Source organism: Enterococcus sp. DIV2449a, from assembly GCF_051711225.1.
Lineage (GTDB): Bacteria > Bacillota > Bacilli > Lactobacillales > Enterococcaceae > Enterococcus_D > Enterococcus_D casseliflavus.
The window spans coordinates 42,277-62,877 of sequence record NZ_JBIOME010000001.1; the positions used below are offsets into that span (position 1 = coordinate 42,277).

General features: G+C 44.3%; 18 protein-coding genes. 11 read left to right on the forward strand and 7 right to left on the reverse strand.

Annotated features, from left to right (window positions below; all coding sequences use genetic code 11):
• Positions 1-189: 189 nt before the first annotated feature.
• The 3 genes from treR to IGI76_RS00220 are packed head-to-tail and all read right to left on the reverse strand — an operon-like array spanning position 190 to position 4,253.
• The gene (treR, locus tag IGI76_RS00210) at positions 190-906 is read right to left on the reverse strand and encodes a trehalose operon repressor (protein WP_005226457.1); all 717 of its coding nucleotides are present in this window, start codon (positions 904-906) and stop codon (positions 190-192) included.
• 54 nt (positions 907-960) lie between these two features.
• The gene (pgmB, locus tag IGI76_RS00215; protein ID WP_010748494.1) at positions 961-1,611 is read right to left on the reverse strand and encodes a beta-phosphoglucomutase; all 651 of its coding nucleotides are present in this window, start codon (positions 1,609-1,611) and stop codon (positions 961-963) included.
• 14 nt (positions 1,612-1,625) lie between these two features.
• Positions 1,626-4,253, reverse strand: coding sequence for a glycoside hydrolase family 65 protein (locus IGI76_RS00220; protein WP_194185232.1), 2,628 nt, complete (start codon positions 4,251-4,253; stop codon positions 1,626-1,628).
• Positions 4,254-4,589: 336 nt separating this feature from the next.
• On the opposite strand from IGI76_RS00220, the gene treP reads away from it, so the two are divergent.
• The gene (gene treP, locus IGI76_RS00225; RefSeq protein ID WP_010748496.1) at positions 4,590-6,569 is read left to right on the forward strand and encodes a PTS system trehalose-specific EIIBC component; all 1,980 of its coding nucleotides are present in this window, start codon (positions 4,590-4,592) and stop codon (positions 6,567-6,569) included.
• 121 nt (positions 6,570-6,690) lie between these two features.
• Here the strand turns inward: treP and IGI76_RS00230 are convergent, their stop codons facing one another.
• Entirely contained in the window at positions 6,691-8,064 is a 1,374-nt protein-coding gene (locus tag IGI76_RS00230; protein ID WP_194185231.1) for an MFS transporter, read from the reverse strand.
• A 258-nt stretch (positions 8,065-8,322) separates the two neighbouring features.
• On the opposite strand from IGI76_RS00230, the gene IGI76_RS00235 reads away from it, so the two are divergent.
• Positions 8,323-8,808, forward strand: coding sequence for a hypothetical protein (locus IGI76_RS00235; RefSeq protein ID WP_005226468.1), 486 nt, complete (start codon positions 8,323-8,325; stop codon positions 8,806-8,808).
• A gap of 292 nt (positions 8,809-9,100) precedes the next feature.
• On the opposite strand, the gene IGI76_RS00240 is transcribed toward IGI76_RS00235, so the two are convergent.
• Genes IGI76_RS00240 through IGI76_RS00250 form a run of 3 tightly spaced genes read right to left on the reverse strand, consistent with a single transcriptional unit; the run spans position 9,101 to position 10,165 of the window.
• Positions 9,101-9,265, reverse strand: coding sequence for a hypothetical protein (locus IGI76_RS00240; protein WP_005226470.1), 165 nt, complete (start codon positions 9,263-9,265; stop codon positions 9,101-9,103).
• Positions 9,262-9,852, reverse strand: coding sequence for a DUF1700 domain-containing protein (locus IGI76_RS00245; RefSeq protein WP_010748498.1), 591 nt, complete (start codon positions 9,850-9,852; stop codon positions 9,262-9,264). Before IGI76_RS00245 ends, IGI76_RS00240 begins: the two co-directional genes overlap by 4 nt.
• On the reverse strand, positions 9,839-10,165 hold the full coding sequence (locus IGI76_RS00250; protein ID WP_005226473.1) for a PadR family transcriptional regulator: 327 nt from the start codon (positions 10,163-10,165) through the stop codon (positions 9,839-9,841). Before IGI76_RS00250 ends, IGI76_RS00245 begins: the two co-directional genes overlap by 14 nt.
• Positions 10,166-10,484: 319 nt before the next feature.
• On the opposite strand from IGI76_RS00250, the gene IGI76_RS00255 reads away from it, so the two are divergent.
• The 9 genes from IGI76_RS00255 (at position 10,485) to IGI76_RS00295 (ending at position 20,574) form a co-directional block, all read left to right on the forward strand.
• Entirely contained in the window at positions 10,485-11,099 is a 615-nt protein-coding gene (locus IGI76_RS00255; RefSeq protein WP_179190610.1) for a TetR/AcrR family transcriptional regulator, read from the forward strand.
• A gap of 345 nt (positions 11,100-11,444) precedes the next feature.
• Positions 11,445-13,466: a type I pullulanase gene (gene pulA, locus IGI76_RS00260; protein ID WP_194185230.1), complete on the forward strand. Its 2,022-nt coding sequence runs from the start codon at positions 11,445-11,447 to the stop codon at positions 13,464-13,466.
• A gap of 117 nt (positions 13,467-13,583) precedes the next feature.
• A complete protein-coding gene (locus IGI76_RS00265; protein ID WP_010748501.1) occupies positions 13,584-14,591 on the forward strand; it encodes a LacI family DNA-binding transcriptional regulator in 1,008 nt (335 codons plus the stop codon).
• Positions 14,592-14,761: 170 nt separating this feature from the next.
• Positions 14,762-15,049, forward strand: coding sequence for a hypothetical protein (locus tag IGI76_RS00270; RefSeq protein ID WP_010748502.1), 288 nt, complete (start codon positions 14,762-14,764; stop codon positions 15,047-15,049).
• Positions 15,050-15,080: 31 nt separating this feature from the next.
• Positions 15,081-16,499, forward strand: a complete 1,419-nt coding sequence (locus IGI76_RS00275) for an L-fucose/L-arabinose isomerase family protein (RefSeq protein WP_010748503.1) — start codon at positions 15,081-15,083, stop codon at positions 16,497-16,499.
• Positions 16,490-17,326 (forward strand): transketolase, encoded by an 837-nt coding sequence (locus IGI76_RS00280; RefSeq protein ID WP_333718848.1) that lies wholly within the window; start codon positions 16,490-16,492, stop codon positions 17,324-17,326. The genes IGI76_RS00275 and IGI76_RS00280 overlap by 10 nt, the downstream gene beginning before the upstream one ends.
• A complete protein-coding gene (locus IGI76_RS00285) occupies positions 17,313-18,254 on the forward strand; it encodes a transketolase family protein (RefSeq protein ID WP_333718849.1) in 942 nt (313 codons plus the stop codon). Before IGI76_RS00280 ends, IGI76_RS00285 begins: the two co-directional genes overlap by 14 nt.
• Position 18,255: 1 nt before the next feature.
• Complete coding sequence (locus IGI76_RS00290; protein WP_333718850.1) at positions 18,256-19,704, forward strand: FGGY-family carbohydrate kinase; 1,449 nt, start codon at positions 18,256-18,258, stop codon at positions 19,702-19,704.
• A 12-nt stretch (positions 19,705-19,716) separates the two neighbouring features.
• On the forward strand, positions 19,717-20,574 hold the full coding sequence (locus IGI76_RS00295) for an alpha/beta hydrolase (RefSeq protein ID WP_438780883.1): 858 nt from the start codon (positions 19,717-19,719) through the stop codon (positions 20,572-20,574).
• The last annotated feature ends 27 nt before the right edge of the window (positions 20,575-20,601 follow it).

Here is a 20,601-nt window from a genome sequence, read left to right on the forward strand (position 1 = left end):
GATCGTGCCTTTTTTATTCGTCGGCAACAGAACAACGAACAAGCAAAAGGATGGCTCGATAGCGACAGAGGCGAAAAATGGGAGGATCGATCCAGTATTATCGAGTCGGGGGCTATTGAAAAACAAAACAGACCCAGACTTCTCGGGGAAGTCCAGGTCTGTTTCATGTGTTTCACGTCTATACGTCCATCAAATCTTGCGTCGGCGGGCAAAGTCCACAAAGCGGAATTTATCCAGTCGGTGGATCGATTCGGTGTATTCAAAACAGCGCGTGTCTTCTAGATACACGAGGCTGCGAACCGTAACGACATGCTGATCTTCAGGACGCAGATCCATTAGATCCCGCAATTCTTTGTTGACGGGGTCAACAGTGATTTCTTTTTGTGCATAAGCGATCTCAAGGCCAAGATCATTTTCAAAGTAATCAAAAATCGATACTTTCGCTCGGTTTTCTGGCAACTCTTCGATGATAGAAGCATCAAGGTAATCTTTATCCAAAATCACCACTTCTCCATCAATTCTCCGCTGACGGATCAGTTTCCATGCCTCAGAAGCAACAGGCCAACCAGTGGTCTCGTGCAGCTTTGGCGAAACGGCGATCTTGCGGATCTCGACAACCTTTGTTTCACTAGGAATGCGTTGGGTATCTTGCAGCTCTCGAAAACTCGTCAAGCCAGAAATCGGGAAATCAAAGCGATTCAAGTCTAAAACGATCGAACCTTTCCCTTGTTTCTTTTGGATATAACCAGCATCCCGCAATAAATTCAATGCCTTACGGACAGTCTCGCGGGAGACACCATAAGTTTTGATCAATTGGTTTTCGCTAGGCAGCAAAGAATGCGGAGGGTATTCGTTTGCTAGAATTTTTTGTTCTAAATCTAAAAATATTTCTTTGAACTTGTTCATCGGATTGCCCCCTCTTTGGCTATTATAGCGAGGCCAATTTGGAAATGCAATCGACTATTTCGCCAAAAGTTCGTCAATGTTTAGGTCCGTTAATTTTTCAACGATCACATCTGCACCGTGTAATTCTTCTCCTGAATAAACGCCTACCGCATACATACCAGCAGCTTTGATGCCGTCGATCCCAGCTTGAGCATCTTCAAAGCCAACTGCTTCTGCCGGTTCAATGCCTAGTGCCAGCGCTGCTTGGATAAAGATCTCTGGATCTGGTTTGCCTTTTTTCAAGGTTGCTGGGTCAACGATCGTATCAAAGTCTTGCATGACCCCAAGTTTGTCCAAAATAAACGGCGCATTTTTGGATGCCGAAGCGATCGCACAAGGAATGTTTTTTGCTTTGGCTTCATCAAGGAATGTCTTCACCCCTGGCAATAGATCATCAGGAGTCAAGCTTTGTAACAATTGTACATAGTGGGTATTTTTCTTCGTCGCTAACGCTTCTTTTTCGACTTCTGTGTAGGCATCATTTTTGTTGCCTAGGGTTAAGATTCGCTCTAAAGAGTCCATGCGGCTGATGCCTTTTAACTGCTCGTTGAACTTCAAATCGATCTCGATCCCGATCTCCGCAGCTAATTCTTTCCATGCAATGTAGTGGTATTTGGCCGTATCCGTGATAACGCCGTCTAAATCAAAAATAAATCCTTTTTTCATGTGTAACACTCCTTTTAGTAAGTAATCGTTGCTTCTTTCTTTGCTTCTAGAGAAACTTGTTGCCCATTCACTAAGATCATGACTGGCTGATCAGCGGTAATCGTCAATGTTTCATGTGTAACATTCATCGCAAAGCGGGTGCCGCGAACTTCTAGCTGAAAGGCTAAGCTGTCCCAAGCTTTCGGCAAGTTTGGCGTGATCTGCAGCTGCTCCTCTCGAATATCGATCCCAGCAAAAGTGGTTAATGGAATAAACAACGTAGCAGCCATGACACCGGCGTGAATGCCTTCTGCTGTAGTCCCGCCTTGGATATCACGGTAATCAGAAGAGAGGGCTTCTTGGTATAATGACCAAGCCAACTCCTGATCATCTACCATTGCCGCCAACTGGGCATGAACGATGCGTGACAACGTCGAGCCGTGGGAGGTACGAGCCAAGTAATAATGGAGATTTTTTTCAATATAGTCTGTTGGCAGCTGGTAAGAAAGATCTGCCAAAATCTGATTGACTTGCTCTTTTGAGAAATTGTAGAAAATCATCAAACTATCCGCTTGTTTCGCGACTTTGTAGCTGTCAGCACTCTTGCCTTCAGCGTTCAAGATGCGGTCCATCCGATAGATGTTGCCATATTTCTCTTTGTAGTGAGCCCAATCCAGATCTTCCAGCTGGAAGTACCCTTCAAATTGTGCAATGATGCCTTCTGGATCGATCTCTAAGCCCAGCTTGGTACGAATATCTGCCATAGCAGCAATATCTGCAGGGGTTAAAGCCGTTTTCTCTAATACCGCTTGGAAGCTCTCTGCTGAAAGTTGTTGTTGAAGGTTCTCGATCTCTTCAAACAACCATACTACCATCATATTGGTATAGGCGTTGTTTTTCAAGCCGCCTTGTTCACTATTTGGGTAGCTTTCATGAAATTCATCTGGTCCCATGACTTTATCGATAAAGTAACGTTGAGCAGCATCATCCCAGGTGGCAGCACTTTGCCAGAAATGAGCGACTTCTAACATCAATTCTAACCCATATTGTTCCATGAAGACTCGATCTTGCGTGTTGTGCCAGTATTGCCAAATGTTATAAGCGATCGCTAAGGAGACATGGCGTTGCAAGCGACTGTGATCTTCTTTCCATTCGCCGCTGATAGGGTTCAAATGCAGTTCTTGGGATTGCTCACTGCCATCCAATCCTGATTGCCATGGGAACATGGCGCCTTGGTAGCCAGCTTTTTGGGCATCTTTTTTGGCAGCAGCTAAGCGGCGGTAGCGATACAGCAGAATTTCTTTGGCGGTGTCAGGAAAATGTAGAATGTAAAACGGTAAGATAAACAGTTCATCCCAGAAAATATGACCGCGATAGGCTTCACCATGTAGGCCACGGGCAGTGATACTGGCATCTAAGGACTCCTGATAAGCATTCGGTGCTGCGGAGACCAGCAGATGATACGTATGCAGATTCAGCATTTTTTGCGACATCAAGTCACCAGTGACTTCGATGGCCGCTTTTGCCCATAATTCAGCCCAGGCTTGTTTTGAGGCGGTATACATCGTCGCAAAATCAGGTAATGCTAAGGAAGAAAACGTAAATGCCGGTTGCGGCTCTTCTTGGCGATAAGCGGCAACAGTGACTGATTTTTCGACCCGATAAGTTTGTCCTTCCGTCACCTCAAGGGTTACTTGCTGACGGATGAGCTGGTCATTTGTTTCAGCTTGCAGCTCAGCCAATGGCAGGTCCTGTGAAAACAGTTCAGAGGATTGGACAACGGTAATCTGTGATTGGTTAGTGGTGACCACTAAATGCGCTTTGTTTTGTTCAGCTGCTGCCTCTTTCACGGTCAAATGCTGGTTGGTTAAACTACGGTAACGAGCGACGTTATAGTTATAGACCGATCCGTCGGCTTCACTGACGAAGGTAACGGTGCCAGAAAAGTTCAGCGGGGTAAACTGATAGACCAAGCTGTATTGGTGAACGTCTTGCATATTGGCGATCTTCTTCGTTTCGATTCGCAGACGCTTTTGTTTTTTGGTTTCAATTTCTGCCACTGATTGGAACAAGCCGGTCTTCAGATCCAATGTCCGTTTAAAGGAAAGGAGCTGATTGTTGGCGATATCGATCACTTCATCATCGATCTTTACGTACATTTTTTGCAGATTCGGTGCATTGACGAAGTCTTCATTGCTGATGGTATGACCAGAAACATCCGATTCCACCGTATTGTAAAGACTTGCTAAATACAGTCCTGGATAGTTCGCTTCACAAATGGTCATCTCAGGCGTTGTGCCTCGCAGCCCTAAATAGCCGTTACCGACGGTTAAAAGTGACTCCACCGAGTATTCATCTTTACCAGGGGTGTAGCCATAGTATTCGAGGCGCCAAGGAATTTCAGCAGTTTTTTCTTCATACTGTTCTTTCGTAGTGCAAACAAAGGGACGATTCAATTTTTCTGTCAACCATTGGTCCAGTGAAAAAGTCCCTTCTTCATTTGTAAACACCAGCGATTCAGAGACGATCCCGCCACCTTCCATTTGCTGCAGCTGCGCGGTCAGTGCGGCAACGCGTTCACTGTCAGTCCCAGAAAACGGATAGGTCGTACCAGTTTGATCCGTTAACAGCCATTGTTCCTTAGATAATATAATCGTATTCACAGTAGTTGTCCTCCTTTAAACTTGTCTATACATGCAAAATGATTATAACGTAAATTGTAAGCTATTTCAATTTATCTAGCCTGTTTTTTTATTCTTTTTTGTCAAATAAACAGTAAATAAAGTTGTTGGCAATATTATTTTATATTAATGAAACATTTTAAAAAACGTTTATTTATCAAGGTTTTTATATGGTACCTTTGCTATTTGCTTGTATTGTTTATAGAAAAAGTAAAAAAAATTGGTTTGAAACGCTTGCAATATCAAAATTATCAAGTTATGATTAGTGCGTAATCAAAACATATATATACAAGTGGAGATGAAAGGGGTTTATTAATTATGGGAAAGTATCGTGATGATGCTGAGAAGCTGCTGGAATATGTTGGCGGCAAAGAAAATATCGCCGCAGTAACACATTGCGCGACACGGATGCGTTTTGTTTTGAACGATCAGTCAAAAGCAAACGAAAAGGCAATTGAAGAAATTCCAAGTGTCAAAGGAATGTTTACCAATGCGGGACAATTCCAAGTCATTATCGGCAATGATGTCTCAACGTTTTACAATGATTTTACCGATGTATCAGGAATAGAAGGTGTTTCTAAAGAACAAAGTAAAGCGATTGCAAAAAACAATCAAAATATCGTGCAACGAGCGATCGCTACGTTAGCTGAGATCTTTACCCCGTTATTACCAGCGATTATTGTCGGTGGTTTGATGCTAGGGCTGAGAAATTTCTTAGAAGGTGTACCGCTAGAAGCTCTAGGTGGACAAACCATTACACAAGCTTCTACTTTTTGGAACGGTGTCAACGGCTTTTTATGGCTGCCCTGTGAAGCCATCTTTCACTTTCTACCAGTAGGGATTACTTGGAGTATTACACGTAAGATGGGAACCACGCAAATATTAGGGATTGTTTTAGGGATTACATTGGTTTCACCGCAATTATTAAATGCTTATTCAGTAAGTTCAACTTCTGCTGCAGAAATTGCTCAAAATTATACGTGGGACTTCGGGTTCTTCACTATTGATAAAATTGGGTATCAAGCACAAGTGATCCCAGCAATGCTGGCAGGTTTCTTATTGGTTTATCTTGAAAGATTCTTCCGGAAATGGATTCCAGAAGCGGTTTCAATGATCTTCGTTCCATTGTTCTCATTGCTGCCAACTATTTTAGCAGCCCACATGGTGTTAGGTCCAATCGGTTGGCAAATCGGATCAGGCATTTCTTGGGTCGTAAATGCTGGCTTGACCTCACCATTAAACTGGTTATTTGGTTTCATTTTCGGTGGCTTGTATGCGCCTTTGGTTATTACCGGATTGCATCATACAACGCTAGCGATCGACTCTCAATTAGTAGCGGATTTTGGGACAACCAACCTTTGGCCAATGATCATGCTGTCAAATATTGCGCAAGGTACGGCAGTATTGGCGATTTGGTTCCTTCACCGTGGCAATAAAAAAGAAGAACAAGTCTCTGTTCCAGCAACGATTTCTGCTTACATGGGGGTTACTGAACCAGCGATGTTCGGGATCAATTTGAAATATGTTTACCCATTTGTCGCAGCAATGGTAGGTTCTGCCTTTGGTGGAATGCTGATCACTGCAACGAATACCCGTGCATTAGGTATTGGTGTAGGGGGACTGCCTGGCTTCTTATCATTTAAAATTGAAAACTATCCAATGGTCTTCATCTCAATGGCGGTGACGATTGCCATCACGTTTGTTTGCACCATCATCTTTAGAAAAGTTACCTTCTTAAATAAATTAGAACCGCAATTGGCTGCTGATACAGCTGCAGCAGCGGTTGTTGCACCAACGACGGCTGCACCGACAACTGCAGCCCCAGAAGCAGCACAAGTTTCAGAAGAAACCCTTTATGCTCCAGCTGATGGGAAAGTAGTTGCCATCACTGAAGTTTCTGATCCTGTCTTTTCTCAAAAAATGATGGGTGACGGCTTTGCTGTTCAGCCAACGAATGGAACGATTTATGCTCCTGTTGCAGGTACGATCTCTAGCATTTTTGAAACAAAGCATGCAATTGGGATTTTAACGCCTGGTGGCGCGGAAGTTCTTGTTCATATGGGCTTAGATACTGTGGAATTAAAAGGTGCGCCATTTGAGGTCCTTGTTTCTGAAGGTGACACGGTCACACCAGAAACGAAGATTGCAGTGATGGATCTAGATGCAGTGACCGCAGCTGGCAAACAGACAGATGTTTTAACAGTCATCACGAATGCCGAAAAAGTGCGTCAGCTTTCATTGACGACCACAGGCACAGTGACAGCCAAAACAGCGGTTGGTTCCGCTGAATTAAACTAAAAAAATAATCCGTTTCCGAGAGCGCCCTTTGACTAAGAAGGGGGATCGGAAGCGGATTTTTTTATGGCCGCCCTCAAGGGAGAGCGGCTTTTTTCTTGGTTTTCAATGGGTAAAGCCGCAGTTAGCTGACGGCTTTTTTGTCGGTGCTTTTGCGGAAGTAGTTGATCGTTAATAGGAAAGTCAGTAAGACTAAGGCCCACAAAAAGAATAAGGCGATTTGAGAGCCGATGACCGTCCCTTGGGTGTAATCGGTCGCCGCATTTTGTGCCAAATTGATAATGGTCGCCACCACAGCCGTCGCCACTGCACCAGAAAATTGCTGCAGCGTATTAAAGATCGCATTACCGTCCGCGTACAACGCAGGAGTCAGCTTGTTTAAGCCGGTGGTCATCATATTGCTGTAGGCTAAGCCGATCCCGATCATGTAAAAGACATGTCCAGCAACTAGGCTCCAAATGAAAGGCGAACGCAAAACGAGGGCTAAGGCGAGCCAACCGATGGCAATCAACGTCAAACCAGACAGGATCGGTTTTTTCGGTCCAACTTTATCCAGCAACCGACCAGAGATCGGCGCAAGGATCGCCCCGATCGCCGCCCCAGGAAGCATAACTAATCCTGCAGTAAAGGCATCTTTTCCCAAGACGAGTTGGACAAAGTTCGGCAAGACAAAGGAAATGCCCAGTAAAAGGAACTGACAAACAAGAAAGCCAAACAGAAACAAACTGAAGCTACGGTTTTTCAAAACAGCCAAACGAATCAAAGGGTTCGGGCCTTTTGAGCGTTGATAAAACAAGCCAGCACCAATGAAACCGAAAAGCAGCGGCAGTAGACTCGCTAAGGTGCCTACTTGATTCAAGAACAATAAGAAGCCGCTGAACATCAAGACGATTCCTAATACACTCAGTAAATCCAGGGAAGTGTCTTTTGCCCCAGCCGTTTTAGGGATCGAGTAAAGGCCGAGTACTAGGGAGATCAGCAAGACTGGGATCAAGAAAAGAAAGATCACATTCCAAGACCAATGGGCGGTCAATAAGCCCCCATATGTCGGTCCGATCGCTGGAGCGATGGAAGTGGTCAAATTCCCTAAGCCGATTGCCGCTCCCCGTTTTTCAAAGGGGGAGTAAGTCAAAATGATGTGGAACATCAAAGGCAGTGCGATCCCTGTGCTGGCACCTTGGAAAAAGCGGCCAATCAGCAAAATGGCAAACGTCGGCGATAAAAAGTCGATCACCAAGCCAACAAGGAAAAAGGCGTTGGCAGCTAGAAACAAGGTTCTCAATGAGAAGCGTTTCAAAAGGTAGGTCGATATTGGGACAATGATGGAGATGACCAGTAAGTAGATGGTCGTCACCCATTGAACATCGGATGTTGAAAGCGTAAATTGATCGATCAATGTCGGAAACGTTACATTCATGGCTGTTTCAATCAGCACACCTGCAAATGACATCAATCCGGTTGCGAGGATCGCCCCCACGAGTTTTTTGTTGTTTTCCATATTCTCACCTCTAAAAATTCGCAAAAAAAGAGACCGTTTCTATTCTCATAGAAACCGCCTCTCTCTCGACAAGCGAACCCGCTTGTTATCTGTACGATTTAATCTATCGCTATTCTACTGACTTCATAAGAAAGTGTCAAGAGAAGTGGATAAAAAAATAGCAAAAAACTTTTTTGAAAGTTTTCAAACTTTTACTTACACGAAAAATTTTCTTCTGCTAGAATAGTCGAGTACGAAAAAGAGAAAGGAAGTTGTTACATGCCCATCAATAAAAAAGAAAGTTTGATCTATACGACACTTATGTGTATTTTCATGGTGTATTTTATGAGTGTTTATAACCTCATGTTTCAAGTCGGTGTTTCGGCATTGGCATTCCAATTGGCGTGGAATGAATTGCCATTAGCCCTTTGTGTCGCCTTTATTTTGGATTGGTTCATTGTTTCTGGTCCGGCAAAAGGTTTGGCGTTTCGATTTTTGGACCATCAATCAGCTACTTGGAAAAAAATCGGTTTGATTTCTTCATTGATGATCGCCGGCATGGTGATCTGTATGTCACTCTTTGGTGCGTTGATGCACCCAAACCCTGATCACTCGGTGTTCGTCAATTGGCTAAGCAACATTGGGAAAAATGTGATCGTCGCATTGCCGTTGCAATTGTTCATTGCAGGTCCAATCGTTCGCCGGGTGTTTCGCGCCTTGTTTCCTATTGGCACTGTGCAAGAACAGCCAGTACTAGGGGAATAATCGATCATTAGAAAAAACGTACTGCAGACAGGTTCTGCCAAGGTTAGCTAAAACAGCTGGCTTGGCGATACCTGGACTTGCGGCACGTTTTTTTGCTTTTATAGACAGCAAAAAAACCCATAGGATGGTATGGGTTTTTCTGGTTACCCTATGAAATAGGATACAGGATGTACCTATATAGTAATATGGTTCCGTCAAAAAGAGAAGTTCAATTTTTTCACCGATACATGAAATTAATGCAAATTGCTAGTTTTTCTGACGAAAAAATCAACTTATAATTATTTTCCGTCTGTTATTCCGTATAGAAACCAACGAGTTGATACCAGCGACGATGCTCAATATGGTAGGCATCAGGTGAGTAGCCTGACATTGAAAAACCGATAAAGGTGATGACCAGTCCGAGAATAATAAACAACAGACTGAGAAAAACGAAAAAGCGCTTATTGATTTTGATCATAGGACTGCCTTCTTTCGATAGTTTTGAACAAATGATTTCGGCCAAACGACAAGGGAGTGGGTAAGACGGGAAAAAGGTCGGCTCATACTATAAGTGGCGATCAGGCAAAGCAGCCCTAAACCAAATAAGAAAATCCCCATGCCTAATTGACTTAAAAAGAGATAGAAACCATCCGCCATCAGCATGGGACTTAAGACAACGCTGGCGATCCCACCGATAAACGTAGTGACACCAATCATGCCAGTGGTGAAAGGCACACACCAGATGATTATTAAAAAGCTTAGGATCAGCAAAGCGGCACTTAACAAGAGGCTGCCCCACAATGGGAAGCCCAGTACTAAAATCAAGAGCAAAAAGGGATGAAAGCGGCGGGGAATCTCTACTACGACCTCTTCCGTTTCGGTAACTGCTTGGATCAGTTCTTTTGGGGAGCCAAGGCGTGCCACGGCTTCTTCTTCGGTGTATCCTTCTTCCATCAAATCTTCGATCATCTCGTCATAATAGTTGATCAGCTGATGAATCTCGCTAGGTCTGACTTTTTCAGATAATTCCGCAGCCAATGCCTTGATAAAATCAACTCTGTTCATCTAATGTTCCTCCTTTAATAAATCGCTGGATCAATGTCAATTGGGGCCAGTCGTTGGTTAAAAAATCGTCGATCCGCTGTTTTCCGATTTTGGTCAAGCGGTAATATTTTCGGGTCCGTCCTTGATGGCTTTTATTATAAGTCTCAACCGCTCGGCTGGCTTCTAAGCGCTTCAAGATAGGATAGAGCGTTGATTCTGAGATTGGCAGTAAAGGAGATATGTTTTTGACTAATTCATAGCCATAAGAGTCACCATGCTGCAAATAAGCCAAAACACAAATTTCCAATAATCCTTTTTTTAATTGGGCATCCAAAGGCTCTCCTCCTGTTCATACTCATACTATACATTACATAGTATCATTCCACAAGCAGCACCAGTCAAAATCAGCCTTAAGTCTGAGCACCATAAGACAACAAGAGTTTCTTTAATAAAATGGTCAAAAATAAAAAATAAAATTAAGAAAATCGGCGGAAAGTATAGGTTAACGTGCTCTTTTTTGTTAAAGTAGAAGTATAAAGATTACTTTCAGTAAGAAAATGGGCGTTGGTTGTGCTTCTAAAAGCTGCAAGTAGTCAAAGTGAATGAGACGAACATCAGCAAGAATTGGTGACGTCCAGAAAGGAAGGGGTATTATGAGAAAAGCAACGATTACGAAAAAATATTTGATCAATTGCTTAAAAAAATATCTGGTGGAATATCTTTATCGACCAATCACTGTCCGCGACATTGCTAAATATGCACGAACATCGACCCAACCGATCTATTTAAATTTTTCAAACATGCAAAATTATAAACAGGCGATGGTTGATGATGTATTTCGCGACATTCACGAAACAAAAAAAGAGTCAGAAGAGACACTCGATTCCTTATACAGCTTTTGGCAGGACTATTACGTATTTGCCAGCCGCAATCGTAACCTCTTTTTCGCACTTTTTTTAAATGATATTGGCTGTGGTCCTTACATAAAAGAGCGTTCTTTTGCTTATTTTCAAGAAGCAATTGCTGAATCAGCTGTTTTTCAATGTGCGCATAAAAGCGATCTGAGAAAATATCATGAAGAAGCCTTGATCTTTTTTAGTGGGTTGGTATTGCTGTTTATTCGTGAAGGAAATACGCAAGATAATGCTAATTTTTTGAAAGAGACACAAAATTATTGGCAGCGAGTCCTTCATGAACCAGTCGATTTTTATCAAGGTGATTTACCTAAAACCTTACTCGAATCAGGTCTAGCTGTAAGTGATCAATAGATAGCGAGAAAGAGAGGAAGAGATTTCAGAATATTGTGACAGCTATCATTGCCATTATTGATTTCTTCTTTTTCAACAATCCCCATCGGAGCAGTGATCTTAAAGATTAGAAGCAATAGCTATTCTTTAAGAGCCGTTCAACGAGTGGGGGTTTTTCTTTTGATAAAAAGAGGTGCGGAGTCGTTTAGCAAAATAAGAAAAGGGCTTGTCTGTAGTGTTAAGGCTTATTTTTAGGTCAAAGAAAAGGCGGCTTATTGTTGGCAATTTTCAAGAAATATGAGAAGGTAGAAATAGCAGAAAAGTAACTGGGTTTTATAGTTAGCAACGTTGAATGGAGGAATTTTGATGGGACAAAACACGCAGTATGGAGAAAAAAAGATTGCGATCGATCGCAGGATCGGTTTTTTAGAAGAACATACGTATCACGGGAATGATCTTGGTGTGACTTTTCAAGGACAGCAAACCACGTTCAAATGCTGGTCACCAGAGGCAGAGGCTGTTTCAGTATTGATTTATCAAAGCGGTGTCGCTGGGACTGACGATCGCCTGCTGACACTGCCAATGGTCCAAGAAGACAACTGTTGGCAAGTCACGACGGAAGAAACCGTCAAAGAGCTGTTTTATACGTTTGAATTTCAACGAGACGGTCAAAAAGTCGAAGCGGTGGATCTTTATGCCAAGGCAGTAGGGATCAACGGGAACCGTGGGGCCATCATTGATTTAAAGGAAACAGATCCTGAAGGCTGGCAGGAGACTCACGGCGTCGGTCAGCAATCGATCACAGATGCCTATATTTGGGAATTGCATGTCGAAGATTTCAGTGGCGCCGAAAACAGCGGGATTTCACCAGAAAATCGCGGGAAATATTTAGCCTTTACTGAAAAAAAGACCCATCTGGTGGGGGATGAAAGTCAACCAACTGGCATGGCTTATTTAAAAGAGCTGGGGATCAATTATGTTCATCTGCTGCCGATCTTCGATTTTGACAATGATGAAACTTCGTCTGCCTACAACTGGGGCTATGATCCGAAAAATTACAATGTCCCTGAAGGACGATACGCTTCTGATCCTAGTGATCCCAAGGCGCGGATTCGTGAATGCAAGCAAATGATCCAATCGCTGCATGAAGAAGCCATCGGCGTTGTAATGGATGTGGTCTTCAATCACACTGCGATCACAGAAGAATCATGGTTTAATTTGACGGTGCCTGATTATTACTACCGCCAAGATGATGCGGGGAATTTTGCGGACGGTTCTGCTTGCGGCAATGAAGTGGCTTCTGAACGGAAAATGATGCGCAAATTTATCATTGATTCAGTTTTATATTGGGCGCAAGAATACAAAATCGACGGCTTTCGTTTTGATTTGATGGGCTTGATCGATGTGGAAACCATGAACCAGTTGCGGCAACGCCTAGATGATGCCGGCTTCAGCCATGTGATTTTATACGGCGAGCCATGGGATGCCGGCAGCAATCAAATTATTCAGCCGAATATCCCAGCGAACAAAAGCAATGTTTGGGCACTGTCAGAAGGCGTTGCGGTTTTTAGCAATGATTTAAGAGACAGTATCAAAGGCGATGTCTTTGAAGAAACAGACGGCGCGTTTATTCAAGGAATGAATGGTCAACCGCAAGTCAAGCAAACCTTTTATGCAGCAAATTTGGCAACGGCGATTCAAGGAAATACGAAAGTTGCTGGGCAAGAAGGCGCCGAGCGTTGGGCAAAATCGTCCCGCCAAGTGATCGCCTATGCGTCAGTCCATGATAATTTGACCTTATGGGACAAACTGGTGGCAACCATGCAAGCTTCAGCGAAGGAAAGAAATTATGATTTTGATCGTGAGCTTTTAGCCCGTAACAAACTAGCAGCAGCCATTTTGTTTACTAGCCAAGGAGCCGTGCTGACCCAAGCTGGGGAAGAATTTGGCCGTACCAAAGAAGGCGATGAAAACTCCTTCCGTTCGCCACTGGTAGTCAATCAGCTGGATTGGGCACGTGCCAAAACCTTCAAAGAATTGCGCGAGCTGTATCGGGGCTTGTGGGCATTGCGGCAGTCCTATGCACCATTGAGAGATGCCACGACCCAAACGACTGAAAGCATGGTCTTTTATGAGACAAAGGATGAAAATCGCTTGGCGTATCAAGTACCCAATCGTGACAAACAGCATCCATGGCGTTCCTTGTTCGTTTTACTCAACAGCACGGAAGAAAGCTGGTCCTTTGACTTACCGACGACAACAGAAAATACTTCTTGGCACCTCGTTGCTGACCCCAAAGGAGCTGGGATCGCTTCTCGCGGCGTAGCAGCGCCAAGGATAACCATCGACCCATTGTCCTTCTGCATTTTGGCGGAACAAAGTAACTAATCAAAGTAGAAGCTAAAACAAACTAAAAATTTTAGTTTGTTTTAGCTTTTTTGGTAGTAAAAAAACAATTCTTTTGCTATACTTTTAACAGAATGAGAAGCAGAAAGCGGTGAGCAAATGAAAGTTGTGATCTCTGATATTGCCCGAAAAGCTGGCGTTTCCAGCGGAACAGTCTCTAATGCGATCAACAATCGTAAGGGGATCAGTGAACAAAAACGGCAAGCGATCTTGAAGATCGCTCGTGATATGGGGTATTTTGATCAGCGAGAAATTAAAAAAACGGAAAGCCAAAAAATCAAATTTGTCGTAATGAACAAACAAGGAAATGTCGTAGGGGATACGCCTTTCTTTTCTGAATTGATCCGAGGAATCGAAATGGAGTGCAGTGCGTTAGGCTATGAACTGGTCATTTCCCATATCACACTGGCACCAGAAGAAGACCCGATTGAAAAGATCCGTCCAGAATTAGCAGATGGTTTGCTATTGTTAGGAACGGAATTGGAAAAACAAGATTTAGCAGTCTTTCGCCATTTGGAAGTACCGTTAGTGATTTTAGATACGGTGTTTAATTCGCAGGACTTTGATTTTGTCGCCATCAATAATCGTGACAGTGCCTATGAGATCGTTGAAAAGATGATCGAAAAAGGCCACCGTGACATCGGCATCATCAATTCAACCTTTCAAATCAACAACTTTCGGGAACGCAAGCAAGGGTTCATCCAAGCGATCCAAGAGCATGATCTGATCCATTATGAAGAGACGGAAGCCTTAGTAGAACCCACCTTGGAAGGCTCCTATCAAGACATGAAGGTCTATTTGGAATCCTTGCGTGCCGATCAGCGACCGTTGCCAAGCGCTTTTTTTGCGGTCAATGACAATATCGCCATCGGTGCCATGAAAGCCATTCGCGAAGTGTTTCCCGATCATCCGTTGACCATTGTTGGGTTCGATGATATTCCTTTGGCGGAATTTTGCAACCCACCACTGACCACCGTCAAAGTAGATAAAGTGTACCTTGGTCGCCAAGCCGTGCGACGCTTGATCGAGAAAATCACGAGTGAAGATGAAAACCATCTGAAAATGCTGGTCGCCACGACGATCGTCGAACGCGAAAGCATCAATTAAGAATAAAAAATAATATGAAAAATAAGAAGAAGGACAAAACGTTTAGCAAGCGTTTTGTCCTTTTTTAGTTATTAAACAAAAATATTTATCTAAAACTATTGCAAAATATTTAGCTTGTGCTATATTTAAGGTGTAAAAAGTAAGGGATTACATTTTGAGGAAGTGAATAGATGACACAGATCGGTCTCTTTTGTGCCACTGGGCTCTCCAGTGCACTGCTCGTCAAAGCGCTCAAAGAGCAACTAGCGGATGAACAGCATTACCAAGTCAATTCCGCGCCTTTTTCAGAAATATTTATGGTGGGGAATGACTATGATTTTTTGATTTTAGCTCCTCAAACCCGCTTCAATCAAGCGAAAGTCGCCGCAGCCTTTCCTGATAAAAAAATCGTTTTACTGACGGATGAGGAATTTCTGAGCAAAAATGTAGCACGAATCGTCGAAGAAATAAAAATTTAGCTAAATATACTAAAACGCAAAGGGTGGTTTTATGGATAAAGTAACCATCGGGTTCGCCCCGACTAGAAGAAATTTGTTTAGTGCAGAAGCAGCCATTGAGTACGCCAATCTGACACGACAAAAAATGGACGAACTTGCCATTGATTATGTAGATATTTTAGATATCAACGAAGACGGCTTACTATACGATGATGAAGGGGTTGAAAAAATCGCCGAAAAATTCAAAGCAGCGAAGATCGACGGTCTTTTTCTAGCCAATGAAAACTTTGGTACGGAATATGCCTGTGCTCGTCTAGCCAAAAAACTAGATGTCCCCGTCTTACTGTGGGGACCTAAAGATGAGACGCCAGCCGCCGACGGTTCACGTTTGCGGGATACGCAATGCGGTCTTTTCGCTATTGGGAAAGTCTTGCGCCGTTTCAAGGTACCTTTCACCTATGTCAAAAATTCTGATATTGATTCACCAGAATTTGCCCGCGGCTTGCAAGACTTTATCAAAGTCTGCAATGTCGTCAAGACCTTCAAACAAACACGAATCTTGCAAGTTGGCCCACGTCCCTTTGATTTTTGGACTGTGATCTGCAACGAAGGCGAACTATTGGAGCGTTTCAATATTTCGCTATCACCAGTACCGATCCAAGAAGTGGTGCAAGAAATCAAGAAAGTCAAAGAACAGCAGCCAGATAAAGTGCAAGCAGTCATTGATTATTTCGAAACCAATACGGAAGTCCAAATTTCGGCGAAAGATTTGGAGATGGTGGCAGCCCTTAAAGTGGCTTTGCAAAACTTATGTGAAAGCTACGGCTGCAATGCAGGAGTCATCCAGTGTTGGACGGCCTTACAAGACGAAATCGGTATTTTACCGTATGCCTCCTTGTCGCTGTTACAAGAAGAAGGTTTGCCTTTTGTCTGTGAGACGGATGTCCATGGGGCGATCTCGGAACTGTTGGTCGAAGCCGCTTCGTTGGGGGAACACCGAGCAATCTTTGCGGATGTCAACTGCCGCCATCCAGAAAACGAGAATGGCGAATTGCTGCAGCACTTAGGAGTTTTTGCTTATTCCACCGCAGAGACCAAACCAATCTTGCCGCAACGGCATTTTGTTTTTGACTATCCAGGATCAGTCGCTTTTCGGGCAATCAAAGACGAGTATACGCTGTGTCGCTTTGATGGGGACAACGGCGAGTACTCACTGCTGATGGGCACTGGTAAAGGGATCGATGGCCCATACAATCAAGGGACCTATCTCTATCTGGAATTTGCGAATTTGAATCGCTTGGAATTCAAACTCGTTGAAGGCCCTTATATTCATCATGTTGCGGCGGTCAGAAAAAATGTGGTGCCGATCTTGTACGAAGCGTGCAAATACATCGGTGTGCAGCCAGATTTTTATGATCCAATCGAAGAAGACGTCAAAGCATACTTGAGAGGGGATCAATCATGGAAATAAACGAGCTGGAGATGAAGGCTTTAACGATTCGAAAATCCGTGTTAGAGCTGATCTATCAAGCAAAAACGGGTCATACTGGTTCGGATCTTTCTTGTACCGATATTTTAGTGGCCTTGTATTATCGGATAATGAATGTCGATGCGAAAGATCCTCAAAAGCAAGATCGTGACCAGTATATCCAAAGTAAAGGACATGCTGCAGAAGTATTATGGGCCGTTTTAGCGGACAAAGGTTTTTTGCCGAAAGAAGAATTAGCCACCTTTTCGCAATTTGGTTCACGACTGATCGGTCATCCAAACAATAAAGTAGCTGGGGTTGAGATGAATACTGGTTCGCTAGGTCACGGCTTACCCGTCGCAGTAGGGATCGCCTTGGCAGGCAAACTGGATCACCGCACGTATCAAACCTATACGTTGTTGGGAGATGGCGAATTAGCAGAAGGCTCGGTATGGGAAGGAGCCATGGCGGCTGCCAACTATCAGCTGGACAATTTGACCGCCATCATTGATCGCAACGGCTTGCAGATCACTGGCGCCTCGGAAGATGTGATGGCAGTGGAGCCGCTAGATGAAAAATGGCGTGCCTTTGGTTGGGATGTGCATATCGTTGATGGCAATGATATGGCTGCCTTGGTGGCTGCATTAGAAAAACCGCATCAGCCCAATCAGCCGAAGCTGATCATTGCTAAAACCATCAAAGGCAAAGGCTATTCTGTAGCCGAAAATCAAGCGCAATGGCATCATAAAGTGCCAACTGCAGAAGAGCTTGCACAAGCCATTGCCGAACTTGATCAGCAAATGGAGGTTTTGACTCATGGGAAAAAATAATATTGCCAATCGCCAAGCGATGTGCGACGTATTGATTGAAGAAGGAAAAAAGAATCCTGCGATCACGGTGTTGACCAGTGATTCTCGTGGTTCCGCTTCGTTAGCAGCTTTTGCCAAGGAATTACCGACACAATTGGTGGAAGTAGGGATCGCAGAGCAAAACATCGTCAGTATTGCGGCCGGCTTAGCCCATATGGGCAAACGCCCTTTCGTTGCCTCTCCTGCTTGTTTTCTCAGCATGCGCAGTATCGAGCAGATCAAAGTCGATGTCGCGTATTCGAATAAAAATGTCAAACTCGTAGGCATCAGCGGCGGTGTCAGCTATGGGGCATTAGGCATGAGTCATCATTCCTTGCAAGACATCGCAGTGGCACGAGCGATCCCTAATTTGCAAGTGCTGTTGCCAGCAGATCGCTTTGAAACGATCCAAATGTTTAAAGCCTTAGCGGCATCAAATGAACCAGCCTATATCCGTCTCGGTCGTAATCCTGTTGAAGATTGTTATGATTCTGCAGATTATCCTTTTGAGATCGGCAAAGCCATTGAGCTGAGAAGTGGTCAAGATGTCGCATTGATCGCCACCGGCGAAACCGTGCGCCAAGCGTTGGATGCTGCTGAGCTATTGGAAAAACAAGGCATCACTGCTACCGTTTTAAATGTTCATTCCTTGAAGCCCTTTGATTCAGAAACGGTCAAACGAGTGGCGAAAGAAACAGGCACCGTGATCACTGTGGAAGAACACAGCCGATACAACGGCTTAGGAGCTGCCGTGGCGGAAACGCTGGCAGAAGAAACGGACATTCGACAAAAAATCATTGCTTTTCCGGATGAAGCCTTGATTACTGGTTCTTCGTCAGAACTGTTTGCCCATTATGGATTAGACGGTGCCTCCATAGTGAAAACAGCGGTTGCGTTTCTAGGAGCTTAAGATGGACAAGACCTATCAGCTGGTTTTAGATCAGAGTACATCCGGTACCAAGCTCTTACTGTTTCAAGAAGGGAAAATCCTGCAGCGTTACGATAAAAAACACCGCCAAATTTATCCAAAAGTCGGGTGGGTCGAACATGATCCCCTCGAGATTTGGCAAAATGTCCAAGAATTGCTGGCACAAGTGTTTCAAGAACAAGCGATCACTACAGATCAAATCGTTTCCTTGTCATTGACCAATCAGCGAGAAACGATCGTTGCATGGGACCGATTGACTGGAAATCCCCTGTACAATGCGATCGTGTGGCAATGCAACCGCAGTGCCGCGATTTGTGAAGAATTGACGGCACAAGGCTGGGAAAGGACGATCAATCAAAAGACCGGTTTACGCTTAGACCCGTATTTTTCTGGCACCAAAGTGAAATGGCTGGCACAAGAATTATCGGCCATCAAGGAAAAGTCGGGAACTGGCGAGTTGGCGATCGGTACGATGGACAGCTGGCTGTTGTGGAATTTAACGCAAGGGAAAGTATTTGCGACAGAAGCCAGCAACGCTTGCCGAACATTGTTTTACAATATTGAAGAGGGCCGTTGGGATGCAGAACTCGTCAAACTTTTTGGCATCCATCTAGCAGACTTGCCAGCGATCAAACCTGCTGATACGGTTTTCGGTAGCTATCACGGAATCCCTATCAAAGGGATCTTAGCCGATTCACAAGCGGCATTATTCGGGGAAGGTTGTCAAAGCCTTGGGGATGTAAAAATCACGATGGGCACCGGTTGTTCGATCATGATGCAAGTGCAGCAGGAGCAGACGTTGCGGGATCGCCGCATTTTGACGACGGTCGGCTGGCAAACTAGCCAGGAAACAGCGTTTGCGCTAGAAGGCATCATCCGTTCCTGTGGTGACGCCATCAACTGGTTCAGTGAGCAAGTGGCTCCGCTGCCAGATGTAGCTGAGATCTGTCAAGAAGTGCTGACCAATGACAGTCAAGAAGACATCTATTTTATCCCAGCATTGCAAGGAATGGGTGCCCCTTTTTGGGATAATACGATGACTGCCAGCTTTGTCGGCATGAAACGCACAACGACGACTCATAAGCTGTTGAAAGCCGTTTTAGAAAGCATCATTTTTCAAATCAAAGCAGTGATCGATGTGATGGAAGAAGTCGCTGAACGACTGATCAATCAGGTAATGATCGATGGCGGTGTTTCGAAAAACCGCGCCTTGATGAGCTTATTGGCGACTTTGATCAATAAACCCGTCATCGTCAGCGAAGTCGAAGAATTTTCAGCCATCGGCACGATGCTTGTTGCCAATCCAACCATGAATGAACCAGCTATTCAGCAAACCACGATCGTTCCGCAAGCCGAACAGGCCGTGATCCGTTTGAAATATGAAAAATGGAAACGGTTCATTGAGAAATCAGCTGCTTTTAGTGAAGGATAAAGGAGGAACTATATGGAGACCCAACGAATCCAATTGAATCAAACGGCTTACGTGGATACCTATTTATTGCACCAATCCAAAGAGTACAATGTCGGCAAGAAACGACCGCTAGTGATCGTCTGTCCAGGCGGCGGCTACGCATTTACCAGTGATCGAGAGGCGGAAGTCATTGCCTTGAAATTCAATAGTATCGGGCTAAATAGCGTTGTTTTATGGTACACCACCGGTGACCAAGTGAAAAACGTTCCCCACAATGCCTTGATGGAAGCCGCCCAAACCGTCAAGATCATTCGTGCGCATGCTCAAGAATGGTTGGTGGATGAGGAGCAAATCATCGTTTGCGGTTTTTCAGCAGGCGGACATCTAGCGTTGCAGTTAGCGACGCGCTGGCACGATGCTGAGCTGGCAGAAGCGTTGGGCGTTAGCAGTGACTTACTGAAAGTGAATTTGGCGATCGCCGGCTACCCATTGGTTTATCAAGAGCATGCCTTTCCAATCGATGATCTGGGCTTTGCCGCTAGTCTGATCGAAGTACCTTTAACTGCCAACGAACGCTTTTTTGGGAGTAAACAACCCACGGAAGAAGCCATTCAATCCATGAACATTTTGTATCATGTCGATCAGTGGACACCTCCGATGTTTCTCTGGCATACGACGGAAGACGTCTTAGTCGATGTGGCGCACTCGTTGAAGTTGGCGGTCAAATTAAGAGAAGCAGAGATTCCATTTGAACTGCATATTTTTGAAAAAGGCGAACACGGACTGGCATTAGCGGATCGAACAACGGCACGCAAGCCAAGTCACCTCAATACCCATGTCGCTAAATGGTTTGAGCTGTGCGAGGGCTGGCTCAGCAGTTATATTGATTAAAAAAACCGCCAGTGCACAACTTGTGCC

Bases quoted from the DNA above. Each gene is read 5' to 3' on its own strand.
- pulA (WP_194185230.1), top strand. From the start codon at position 11,445: ATGGGACAAAACACGCAGTATGGAGAAAAAAAGATTGCGATCGATCGC.
- IGI76_RS00290 (WP_333718850.1), top strand. From the start codon at position 18,256: ATGGACAAGACCTATCAGCTGGTTTTAGATCAGAGTACATCCGGTACC.
- treR (WP_005226457.1), bottom strand. From the start codon at position 906: ATGAACAAGTTCAAAGAAATATTTTTAGATTTAGAACAAAAAATTCTA.
- IGI76_RS00295 (WP_438780883.1), top strand. From the start codon at position 19,717: ATGGAGACCCAACGAATCCAATTGAATCAAACGGCTTACGTGGATACC.
- IGI76_RS00245 (WP_010748498.1), bottom strand. From the start codon at position 9,852: ATGAACAGAGTTGATTTTATCAAGGCATTGGCTGCGGAATTATCTGAA.
- IGI76_RS00235 (WP_005226468.1), top strand. From the start codon at position 8,323: ATGCCCATCAATAAAAAAGAAAGTTTGATCTATACGACACTTATGTGT.
- IGI76_RS00275 (WP_010748503.1), top strand. From the start codon at position 15,081: ATGGATAAAGTAACCATCGGGTTCGCCCCGACTAGAAGAAATTTGTTT.
- treP (WP_010748496.1), top strand. From the start codon at position 4,590: ATGGGAAAGTATCGTGATGATGCTGAGAAGCTGCTGGAATATGTTGGC.
- IGI76_RS00230 (WP_194185231.1), bottom strand. From the start codon at position 8,064: ATGGAAAACAACAAAAAACTCGTGGGGGCGATCCTCGCAACCGGATTG.
- IGI76_RS00240 (WP_005226470.1), bottom strand. From the start codon at position 9,265: ATGATCAAAATCAATAAGCGCTTTTTCGTTTTTCTCAGTCTGTTGTTT.
- pgmB (WP_010748494.1), bottom strand. From the start codon at position 1,611: ATGAAAAAAGGATTTATTTTTGATTTAGACGGCGTTATCACGGATACG.
- IGI76_RS00265 (WP_010748501.1), top strand. From the start codon at position 13,584: ATGAAAGTTGTGATCTCTGATATTGCCCGAAAAGCTGGCGTTTCCAGC.
- IGI76_RS00255 (WP_179190610.1), top strand. From the start codon at position 10,485: ATGAGAAAAGCAACGATTACGAAAAAATATTTGATCAATTGCTTAAAA.
- IGI76_RS00280 (WP_333718848.1), top strand. From the start codon at position 16,490: ATGGAAATAAACGAGCTGGAGATGAAGGCTTTAACGATTCGAAAATCC.
- IGI76_RS00285 (WP_333718849.1), top strand. From the start codon at position 17,313: ATGGGAAAAAATAATATTGCCAATCGCCAAGCGATGTGCGACGTATTG.
- IGI76_RS00270 (WP_010748502.1), top strand. From the start codon at position 14,762: ATGACACAGATCGGTCTCTTTTGTGCCACTGGGCTCTCCAGTGCACTG.